Origin of the sequence: Streptomyces sp. SP18BB07 (assembly GCF_036322545.1) — a bacterium.
GTDB classification, from domain to species: domain Bacteria; phylum Actinomycetota; class Actinomycetes; order Streptomycetales; family Streptomycetaceae; genus Streptomyces; species Streptomyces deccanensis.
The window spans coordinates 41,355-50,995 of sequence record NZ_JAQYWT010000289.1 but is presented as its reverse complement, the minus strand read 5'-3'; the positions used below and the strand labels follow the sequence as shown (position 1 = coordinate 50,995).

Sequence of the window (9,641 nt, the reverse complement as noted above, 5' to 3'; positions counted from 1 at the left end):
GTGGGGGGTGGGGGCCGCTTTCGTCTGCGGGTCCGTTGGGGGTTGTCGGGCAGTTCCCCGCGCCCCTCAAAAAGCGGGGGGGGGGGCCGGGCGTGTTGAGGCTGGGCGCCTGGCCCCGTGATGGGGGCGGGGCACAGCGGAGCGTGCGCCCCCCCACCCCCGCCCCGCCGCGCGGCTCCCCCCCCCCCACCCCCCACGCACCCAGCCCGGCAGCAGTTACGCCGTAGGCCACGCCTCCGCGAGCATCTTCCTCGTGTCGGCCAGGAGCTGCGGCAGGATCCGGGTGTGGCCGACGACCGGCATGAAGTTGGTGTCGCCGCCCCAGCGCGGAACGATGTGCTGGTGGAGGTGGGCGGCGATGCCCGCCCCCGCGACCGAGCCCTGGTTCATGCCGATGTTGAAGCCGTGCGCGCCGGAGGCGGTGCGCAGGGCGGTCATGGACTGCTTGGTCAGCTCGGCCAGCTCGGTGGTCTCCGGCCCGGTGAGGTCCGTGTAGTCCGCGACGTGGCGGTAGGGCACGACCATGAGGTGGCCGCCGTTGTACGGGTAGAGGTTGAGCACCGCGTAGACGTGCTCCCCGCGCCTGATGATCAGGCCGTCCTCATCCGATTTGGCCGGGATCGAGCAGAACGGACAGCCGTCGTCGGCCCCAGGACCGGTCGGCTTGTTCTCGCCCTGGATGTACGCCATCCGATGAGGCGTCCACAGGCGCTGGAACGCGTCCTGCGTCCCCACTCCGATCTGCTGCTCCGGCTCACTCGTCATGCAGTGCAGCATATGGCTTCGCCCGTTCGCGGCGTGTCGCCGGGTGCCGGGGCGGGACGGGCGAGGCCAAGCTGAGGCGATGGACCACGACAGCCTCGCGCTCCGCTGGGAACGCCGTACGGGACGCGTCCTCGCCGGGGCGTCGGCCCTCTTCCTCGCCTCGTACGCGGTGCGGGTACTGGCCCACGATCTCCCCCAGGTCTGGCTCGACCTCTGTCTCGCGGTGACCATGGCGTGCTGGGCGGTCTTCGTCCTCGACTACGGGGTGCGCTGGCGGCTGAGCGGGCTGGGGCCGAGGTTCGTCCGTGTCCACTGGCTGGACACCGTCGTGCTCGTGCTGCCACTGCTGCGGCCCCTGCGCGTGGTGCAGATCCACGACGCGGTGCAGCGCCGCCACGAGCGGCCCCGGCTCTCCCTGCACGCGCGCGTGGCCGTCTACGCGGGTCTGTCCGTCACCCTGCTCGGCTTCACCGGCGCCCTCGCCGTCTACCAGCAGGAACACGCGGCACCGGACGCGACGATCGTGACGTTCGGGGACTCCGTGTGGTGGACCTGCGCGACGCTCGCCACGGTCGGGTACGGGGACGTCACCCCGGTGACCCCGCTGGGCCGGACCATCGCCGTGTTCCTCATGGCCTGCGGTCTCGCCCTGCTCGGCACGGTGACGGGGTCGTTCGGGTCGTGGCTGCTCCAGGTGTTCGCACGGGAGGACGAGCGGAGGCCCCCGGAGAGCTGAACTCTCCGGGGGCCTCGCCCTCACCTCGGTGCGGGTACGCCTCAGATCTGGACGCGGTCCGCCACGACCTGCGCGATCTTCGCGATGGCCTCCTCGACGGGGATGCCGTTCTCCTGCGAGCCGTCGCGGTAGCGGAAGGAGACGGCACCGGCCGCCATGTCCTCGTCGCCCGCGATGACCATGAAGGGCACCTTCGCCTTCTGGGCGTTGCGGATCTTCTTCTGCATACGGTCGGAGGAGGCGTCGACGTCGACGCGGAGGCCCTGCTTCTTCGCCTCGGCCGCGAACTTCTGCAGATACTCCACGTGCGCGTCGCCGATCGGGATGCCGACCGCCTGGACGGGCGCCAGCCACGCCGGGAACGCCCCCGCGTAGTGCTCCAGGAGCACGGCGAAGAAGCGCTCGATCGAGCCGAAGAGCGCGCGGTGGATCATGACCGGGCGCTGCTTGGAGCCGTCGGGGCCGGTGTACTCCAGGTCGAAGCGCTCGGGCAGGTTGAAGTCGAGTTGGACCGTGGACATCTGCCAGGTACGGCCGATCGCGTCCTTGGCCTGGACGGAGATCTTCGGGCCGTAGAACGCGGCGCCGCCCGGGTCCGGCACCAGCGGGAGGCCCTGCTTCTCGGCGACCTGGCGGAGCGTGTCGGTCGCCTCCTCCCACGCCTCGTCGGAGCCGACGAACTTCTCCGGGTCCTTGGTGGACAGCTCCAGGTAGAAGTCGGTGAGGCCGTAGTCACGCAGCAGGTTGAGGACGAAGGTGAGCGTCTTGTCGAGCTCGTCCGCCATCTGCTCGCGGGTGCAGTAGATGTGCGCGTCGTCCTGGGTGAAGCCGCGGGCCCGGGTCAGACCGTGCACGACACCGGACTTCTCGTACCGGTACACCGTCCCGAACTCGAAGAGGCGCAGCGGCAGTTCACGGTACGAGCGGCCGCGCGCGTCGAAGATCAGGTTGTGCATCGGGCAGTTCATGGGCTTGAGGTAGTAGTCCACGCCCTCGTCGAGCTGCATGGGCGGGTACATGCCGTCGGCGTACCAGTCCAGGTGGCCCGAGACCTCGAAGAGCTTCCCCTTCGTGGCGTGCGGGGTGTAGACGAACTCGTAGCCCTCCTCCTCGTGCCGGCGGCGCGAGTAGTCCTCCATGACCCGGCGGATGATGCCGCCCTTGGGGTGGAAGACGGCGAGGCCGGAGCCGATCTCGTCCGGGATGGAGAACAGGTCGAGTTCGTTGCCCAGCTTGCGGTGGTCGCGCTTCTCGGCCTCGGCGAGGAAGTCGAGGTGGGCCTTCAGCTCCTCCTTGGAGGGCCAGGCGGTGCCGTAGATGCGCTGGAGCATCGGGTTCTTCTCGCTGCCGCGCCAGTACGCGGCGGCGTTGCGCATCAGCTTGAACGCGGGGATGTTGCGGGTGGTGGGCAGGTGCGGACCGCGGCAGAGGTCCTTCCAGCACAGGTCACCGGTCTTGGCGTCCAGGTTGTCGTAGATCGTCAGCTCGCCGGCGCCCACCTCGACGTCCGCGCCGTCGTCGGAGGATGCCGCACCCTTGAGGCCGATCAGCTCCAGCTTGTACGGCTCGTTCGCCAGTTCCTCCCGGGCGGCCTCGTCGGTGACGACGCGGCGGGAGAAGCGCTGGCCGCGCTTCTGGATCTCCTGCATCTTCTTCTCGATGGCCTTGAGATCCTCGGGCGTGAACGGCTTCTCCACGTCGAAGTCGTAGTAGAACCCGTCCCGGACCGGCGGGCCGATGCCCAGCTTCGACTCGGGGAACAGTTCCTGTACGGCCTGGGCCATGACGTGCGCGGTGGAGTGGCGCAGGATGTTGAGGCCGTCCTCGGAGGAGATCTCCACGGCCTCGACCGTCTCGCCGTCCTTCACCTCGTACGCGAGGTCCTTCAGCTCGCCGGCCACGCGGGCCGCGACGACGGTCCGCTCGCCGGCGAAGAGGTCGGCGGCCGTAGTGCCCGTCGTCACCACGCGCTCTTCCCGCTCGGAATCGCGTTGGATGATCACACGGACGTCGGACACCGGTCTCTCCTGACTGAAGGGGACCACCTACGGATTTTCGTAGGTGGTCCCCGAATCGTACCGAGCCAGGGGTGCCCTCTGCGAAACGGTTAAGGGCGGACGCGGTCAGTCCCCTCCGCACGCCTCCTCGAAGAAGACCGTGATCTCCGCGGTCTCCTGGAGCGACTTCATCAACCGGTCCCGTTCGGCCTCGTCGACCTGCACGGGTGCGATGCCGTCGGCGTCGGTCAGCCGCCGGAAGCCGCCCCGGCTCTCCAGCCTGCCGTGCACTCGGACCGGCAGGCCGACGAGATGGGCCTGCCCGGCGATCCGGTACGACTCCTCGTCCAGGGTCATCCGGACGTGCGGGACCTCGGCACCGGCGATGACCCGCAGCCGTACCGTGCCCTCGCCGCGCGCCGCCGACCGGCGCATCCGCACCACGGCCCCGGTGATCCGTACGGACATCGGGGGTTCCGCGCGGAGATAGCGGGCCCCGGCCTCGCGCAGCACGGGCAGGTCGCCCGGGGAGAACTCGACGGGGTCGGCCGGTGTCGCACCGCCCTCGGGGACCCCGGCGGCGGGCGCCCAGTCGACGGCGACGCGGGCGCCCTCGGTGCCGCGGACGAGGGTGACGAGGGCCTCGGTCAGCTCGTGGCTGACCCCGGCCTCGACGGCGCCGTCGAAGGCGTCCATGCCGCCGGTGGCGCGCTGGTAGTCGATGGCCTCGCGGGCGGCGTACAGGGCCTGGTGGAGCCGTAAGGCCAAGGGGCGACCGGTGGCGACGGGGACGAAAGCGGTCAGCCGGCGGCCTCCGGGGGCGGCACCGACGAGGACACCGTCGAGCGAGGCGGCGGCGGGCAGGCGGTGGCGGGCGCCGTGGTAGCCGGCCCGTGCCCGGGTGGCCAGGGCTGCCGCGAGGAGCATCTGGCGGGCGGCGGAGCGCAGTTGGTCCTCGACGACCCAGGAGGCGGTGCCGAGCGGGCCGGTGGGGACGTCGCGCCACCAGTGGATCTCGTCGCTGGGCACGGTGAGGGCGATCAGCACGTCCCGTGCGGCGGGCGAACCGCTGCGGGACAGCGCCGTGAGTGCCTCGCCGAGCAGGTCGTCGCTGTCGGGGAAGGCCCGGTTCTCCGGCACCAGCAGACTCATGGCCCGGCCGGCCGGCTCGGGCGGGGTCCAGCGCCCGTACCGTCCGGCGGCTCCGCCGCGCCGCTGCCATCCGTGCCGGCGCAGCAGGGCGCCCAGTACGGCGGGGTCCACCTGCGCGGGGTCGGGCGGCTGGGTCCAGGGGGGTTCGACGGGGTGGGGCCGCGCGGGGCCCGCGGGCTGATTGATGGGGCGGCGCGGGGACACGCCCGCGGTCCGTGGGCGCGAGCCGTCGTCGATGGGGCCCTGGGTCACGGTCTGCCTCCCGTTCCGACCCGCGTCATGATCTCGCAGAGCGCTCGGTCGTCGAAGATGCGCGAGGTCGGTACGCGCACGGTGGTGCGGCGCCGACCGGTGATCGGGTGTCCGGCGAGATTGGTCCAGTAGCAGCAGTGCCGCAGGTCGAGCCGGTCGTGGCCGGCCCGCAGCCACTGCTCCTGCGACCGGGGGACGATCATCACGACCAGGATCTTGTGCACAGAGACGGGAGTACGGGCGAGCTTCGCCAGGTGGTCGTTGTCGAGAGTGAAGGAGAAGGACCGGCCCGGCGGGTTCGGCGCGAGCTGGTAGGTGGCCTTGAGCTGCACCTTGATGGTGACCTCGTCGTCGACGGTGTGACCGGGCGAGCCGTGACTGACGTGCCAGTCGATGCCGTTGTCCGGAAAGGGCTGGGAGAGGGAGCAGCCGGCGGCGGCCGCCACGGCGTGCAGATAGCCCACCTGCAGGGTCTCCATGCAGGCGGTGGTGGCGAGGGAGCCGCGGAACGGTGCCGCGTGCTCGGGCAGCAGCCCGCCCCGCTCGGGCTGCGCTATGGCCATGACCAACAGCCTTCCCCTACAGGTGTTTCCCCGTGCCGAGCCCCTGAACTGCACAGACCCGTACTTCTGTTGTCTCCGTCCGGCGTACGGCGCAAACAGCCCGGGTATCACCAAACTGGCAGAAGACGGGACGTCAGCTGCCGTGGGTGAACGAGGAGTTGTGGACACATGACGTGTTGGTACGAGGGGCCCTTGGCGGCGTTCGACACGGAGACCACGGGCGTGGACGTCGAGACCGACCGGATCGTGTCGGCCGCAGTCGTCGTCCAGGACGCGCCCGGTACCCGTCCCCGGGTGACCCGGTGGCTGGTGAACCCGGGCGTGCCGGTGCCCGCCGCGGCGACGGCGGTGCACGGGCTGACGGACGAGCAGCTGCAGCGCGACGGCCGGTGGCCGGCGCCGGTGATGGAGGAGATAGCCAGGGCGCTGGCCGAGCAGGCGGTGCGGGGCCGTCCGCTGGTGGTCATGAACGCGCCGTTCGATCTGACCCTGCTGGACCGCGAGTTGCGACGGCACCGCGCCTCGTCGCTGGATCGCTATGTCGAGACGACACCGTTGCGGGTCCTCGATCCACGGGTCCTGGACAAGCACCTGGACCGCTACCGCAAGGGCCGGCGCACGCTCACCGATCTATGCGCGCACTACGAGGTGTCCCTGGACGGCGCGCACGACGCGGCGGCCGACGCGCAGGCCGCGATGGACGTCGTACGGGCGGTGGGCCATCGTTTCGCGACCCGGCTGGCCCGCCTCTCCCCCGCCGAACTGCACACGCTGCAGGCCGTGTGGCACGCGGCCCAGGCTCGCGGTCTGCAGGCCTGGTTCGCCCGCAGCGGCACGGAGGAAGCGGTGGACCCGGCGTGGCCGTTGCGCCCGGATCTGCCGGCCGCCGCGGCATGAGAAAGGCCGGTCCGCAGCTGCGGACCGGCCTTTTCCCGGTGGGCGATACTGGGTTCGAACCAGTGACCTCTTCGGTGTGAACGAAGCGCTCTCCCACTGAGCTAATCGCCCGGGAACGGAGTGAACAATACAGGTCCCGGCGGGTCTGGTTCAAACCGCTTCCCCGGCTGCCGTGAGATACGCGAGGAGCCCTCGTCGTCCTGCCCGCATCATCAGCGCGTGGTTGGCGCGGAACACGGGCCGTCCCGGTACGGCGAGCCGTCGCAGCAGGGGCTTGGAGACGTCGACCTCCTGGTCGTAACGGGCGAGTGTGCCGGCCCCGTCGGCGGTGAGCGTCCAGCGGGCCCAGCCGTCCATATCACCGGCCATCTCGATCTCCAGGACGCCGGCCGCCCGGTCGCTGCGTACCTCCCGCGCGGTGAAGACGAGGTCGTACGGGAGGACCGAACGGATCCGGACGGTGCCGGTGGTGTCGTCGATCCGGGTCACCTCGCGGACCTGCGGCCACCAGTGCGGGTAGTCGTCGGCGCGCTGGAGCACGTCGTACACGGCGGTGGGGCGGGCGGGCAGGCTCCAGCGGCTGCGGAAGCGGTAGTGGCACCAGTCCATGGTCGGATTCTGCCTGCACAGGGCCGGTTCACACGGGAAGTGAGTACGTCCTGAGTATCCGCGCTCATGTCGTACGCCGTGACGCGGGCCACACTCCGGTGCATGACGTCCTTTCCGTCCCCTGCCGAGGAGTTGCGGGTCCTCGACGCCGAGCTGCGGCACCTCGACGCCCGCCGCGCCTTCCTGCTGAGCCGCCGTGCATGGCTGGTCAACGCCCTCTACGCCGCCGCGCCCGGGCCCGCGTCCGCCGTGCCGCCCGTACGGCGCCCCGAAGCGACGGCGCCCCGCGTCCAGAACGTGCTGCTGGTCCTCGGGGGCGTTCTGCTGACCGTCGCGGCGATCGCGTTCACGCTGGTCAGCTGGGGGCACCTGGGCATCGCGGGCCGGGCGCTGGTGCTCGGCGCGGTGACGGTGGCCGCGCTCGGCGCCCCCGTGCTTCTCCTCCGGCGCGGCTTGCGTTCGACGGCCGAGGCGGTGGCCGGCCTGGGCCTCGCCCTGACCGTCCTGGACGCCTACGCCCTGCACGAGGTCGCGTTCACCGGCGCGGACGGTACGGGATACGCAGCGGTCGCGGCGGCGGTGCTCGCGACGGTGTGGGCGGCGTACGGGCTGGCCCTCGCCGCGCTGCGGACCGGGGCGGCGGAGTCCGGCGCGACCGTGTCCCGCACCGGCCTTGCCCTGCCGCTCCCCCTGGCCCTGATCGCCGCTCAACTCCCGCTCCTCCTCTGGTCGTTCGCGGTGAACGCGAGCGTGGAGACGGTCACGGCGGTGCTGCTGGTGACAGCGGCCGCCGACACCGCGATCGCGCTCCGGGTGCCCCTCAAGCCGGTACGGATCGTCGCCGTGGTCGGCGCGTCCGGCTGGGGCGCCTGGGGTGTACTGGCGGCCGGGTGGCTCTCGTGGGCCGCCCCCGGCCCGAGCGCCGCCGCCCGTGCGGCGGCGCTCCTCGCCCTCGCGGCGGCGATCGCCCTCACGACCGCCTGGCTCGCCCCGAAGCCCGCCCTGGCCCTCGGCACCGCCCTCACCGGCGGGCTGCTCACGGTGGCCGGCCTCGGCGGTATCGCCCGCGCGGTCCTGCCGGAGGTGTGGACGGTCCCGGCCCATCTCCTCTGCGGGATCGCCCTGTTGACAGCCGTACGGGCACAGGCCCCCGAGCCCGTACGGCGTGGTCTCGTGCACGCCTCCGCCGTCGTCCAGGGCTTCACGCTGGCGACCACGGTGCCGGTGGTGGCGATCGCGCTGCTGGGACCGGTCGGTCTGCTGGAGCGGATCTGGTCCGGCGCACCCGCGGACGCCCGCGCGGCCGTGACGCTCGACGCTCCGTGGCCCCCGAACACGGCGACCGTCCCCCTCGTCCTCGCCGCCGTCGCCGGGGTACTGGCCCTGACCGGACGCACCGCCCCGTGGCGGACCCCGGCCCTGGTCGGCGCCTCGGTCCTCGCCTGGGCGACGGTCCTGGTCCTCCCGGCGGTCCTGGAACTGCCGTACGCGGCGGGGCTGGTGACCCAGGGCCTCCTGATGGTGGCCACAATGACCTTCGCCGGCCTGACACGGTCGGCAGCGCCCGAGCACCCTCAGCCGTCCACGGTCCCCACGGAATCCACGGCATCTACGGCTTCTACGGCTTCTACGGCTTCCAAAGTGTCCGAGCGTCTTCGGTCGCCGCTGCCGCTCACCGGCACCCTCCTGGCCCTGGTCACCTCGGTGAGCCTGGTCCTCCACTCCCTGGCCACCGAACCCGCGACCCTGATCGCCCTCGCGACCTCGACCGTCCTGTTCGCAGCGGCGGCCTGGCGCACCGATCTCGGCGCCCTCGCCGCGCCCGCCTCCCTCGTCCACGCCACGGCCCTGACCTGCGCGATCGGCACGTCCGTCGGCTGGCCGCCGCAGCACACCGCCCTGCTCGTCCTGACCGTCCCGGCGATCGCGGCCCTGGTCGCGGCACGCCTCGCGGACTCACCCATGACGATCCCGGTCGAGGCGACCGGCGCCGCCGCCGGCCTCGTGGCCATCGCTCTCTCAGCCACGCACCCGCCGCTGCTGGCCCTGACTCTCGCGCTCTGCGGAGTGATCGTCACGGGCCGAGCCGTACGCCCGGACCGCCGTCACCTCGGCTATCTGGCGGCCGCGCTCTTCGTGACGGCATCCTGGGTACGGCTGGCCGTCTGGGAGGTCGGCTCACCGGAGGCGTACACCCTGCCGGTGACCCTCCCCGCCCTGGTCGTCGGCCATCTGCGCCGACGCGGGGACCGTACGGCGTCGTCCTGGACAGCGTACGGGCCGGGACTCGCCATCACCCTCGTCCCGAGCCTCGTCGCCGCCTGGGCCGACACCCATTGGCTCCGCCCGCTCCTGCTGGGCACCGCCGCCCTGGCCGTCACCCTGCTGGGCGCCCGCCACCGCCTCCAGGCCCCGCTGCTCCTCGGCGGTGCCACCCTCGCCCTGGTCGCCCTGCACGAACTGGCCCCCTACATCGCCCAGGTCGTGGACGCCCTCCCCCGCTGGGCACCTCCCGCACTCGCCGGCCTGGCCCTGCTCGCCCTGGGCGCCACGTACGAGCATCGGTTGCGCGACGCACGACGAGTGCGGAACCTCCTCGGGAAGCTGAGCTGAGGCGCGCCCCGTCAGGGGCGTGGGGAACTGCGCGAGAGGCCCCACCGGGCCCGCAGT

At 72.1% G+C, this 9,641-nt stretch carries 8 protein-coding genes and 1 tRNA gene; 3 read left to right on the top strand and 6 right to left on the bottom strand.

Going from position 1 to position 9,641, the window contains the following annotated elements; all coding sequences use genetic code 11:
* Positions 1 to 216: 216 nt before the first annotated feature.
* Positions 217 to 777: an HIT family protein gene (locus PUR53_RS16260; RefSeq protein ID WP_329901438.1), complete on the bottom strand. Its 561-nt coding sequence runs from the start codon at positions 775 to 777 to the stop codon at positions 217 to 219.
* Positions 778 to 844: 67 nt separating this feature from the next.
* On the opposite strand from PUR53_RS16260, the gene PUR53_RS16255 reads away from it, so the two are divergent.
* Positions 845 to 1,501 (top strand): potassium channel family protein, encoded by a 657-nt coding sequence (locus PUR53_RS16255; protein WP_329901439.1) that lies wholly within the window; start codon positions 845 to 847, stop codon positions 1,499 to 1,501.
* Between the two features lie 41 nt (positions 1,502 to 1,542).
* Here the strand turns inward: PUR53_RS16255 and thrS are convergent, their stop codons facing one another.
* The 3 genes from thrS to PUR53_RS16240 form a co-directional block, all read right to left on the bottom strand.
* Positions 1,543 to 3,519 (bottom strand): threonine--tRNA ligase, encoded by a 1,977-nt coding sequence (thrS, locus tag PUR53_RS16250; RefSeq protein WP_329908687.1) that lies wholly within the window; start codon positions 3,517 to 3,519, stop codon positions 1,543 to 1,545.
* Between the two features lie 105 nt (positions 3,520 to 3,624).
* A complete protein-coding gene (locus PUR53_RS16245; protein ID WP_443080311.1) occupies positions 3,625 to 4,854 on the bottom strand; it encodes a hypothetical protein in 1,230 nt (409 codons plus the stop codon).
* A 44-nt stretch (positions 4,855 to 4,898) separates the two neighbouring features.
* Positions 4,899 to 5,465, bottom strand: coding sequence for a DUF4365 domain-containing protein (locus PUR53_RS16240; protein ID WP_329908685.1), 567 nt, complete (start codon positions 5,463 to 5,465; stop codon positions 4,899 to 4,901).
* A 168-nt stretch (positions 5,466 to 5,633) separates the two neighbouring features.
* Here PUR53_RS16240 and PUR53_RS16235 point away from each other — a divergent pair, with 168 nt between their 5' ends.
* Positions 5,634 to 6,362, top strand: a complete 729-nt coding sequence (locus tag PUR53_RS16235) for a 3'-5' exonuclease (RefSeq protein ID WP_329901441.1) — start codon at positions 5,634 to 5,636, stop codon at positions 6,360 to 6,362.
* Positions 6,363 to 6,401: 39 nt separating this feature from the next.
* Here PUR53_RS16235 and PUR53_RS16230 read toward each other — a convergent pair.
* Positions 6,402 to 6,473: transfer RNA gene (locus PUR53_RS16230), tRNA-Val, on the bottom strand.
* A 39-nt stretch (positions 6,474 to 6,512) separates the two neighbouring features.
* Positions 6,513 to 6,971, bottom strand: a complete 459-nt coding sequence (locus PUR53_RS16225) for an SRPBCC family protein (RefSeq protein ID WP_329901442.1) — start codon at positions 6,969 to 6,971, stop codon at positions 6,513 to 6,515.
* 102 nt (positions 6,972 to 7,073) lie between these two features.
* Between PUR53_RS16225 and PUR53_RS16220 the strand changes: the two genes are divergently transcribed.
* Positions 7,074 to 9,584 (top strand): SCO7613 C-terminal domain-containing membrane protein, encoded by a 2,511-nt coding sequence (locus tag PUR53_RS16220; RefSeq protein ID WP_443080310.1) that lies wholly within the window; start codon positions 7,074 to 7,076, stop codon positions 9,582 to 9,584.
* The last annotated feature ends 57 nt before the right edge of the window (positions 9,585 to 9,641 follow it).

Excerpts from the sequence above, each read along its gene's own strand:
- PUR53_RS16240 (WP_329908685.1), bottom strand. The coding sequence starts at position 5,465 with ATGGCCATAGCGCAGCCCGAGCGGGGCGGGCTGCTGCCCGAGCACGCG.
- PUR53_RS16225 (WP_329901442.1), bottom strand. The coding sequence starts at position 6,971 with ATGGACTGGTGCCACTACCGCTTCCGCAGCCGCTGGAGCCTGCCCGCC.
- PUR53_RS16235 (WP_329901441.1), top strand. The coding sequence starts at position 5,634 with ATGACGTGTTGGTACGAGGGGCCCTTGGCGGCGTTCGACACGGAGACC.
- PUR53_RS16220 (WP_443080310.1), top strand. The coding sequence starts at position 7,074 with ATGACGTCCTTTCCGTCCCCTGCCGAGGAGTTGCGGGTCCTCGACGCC.
- PUR53_RS16260 (WP_329901438.1), bottom strand. The coding sequence starts at position 777 with ATGCTGCACTGCATGACGAGTGAGCCGGAGCAGCAGATCGGAGTGGGG.
- PUR53_RS16255 (WP_329901439.1), top strand. The coding sequence starts at position 845 with ATGGACCACGACAGCCTCGCGCTCCGCTGGGAACGCCGTACGGGACGC.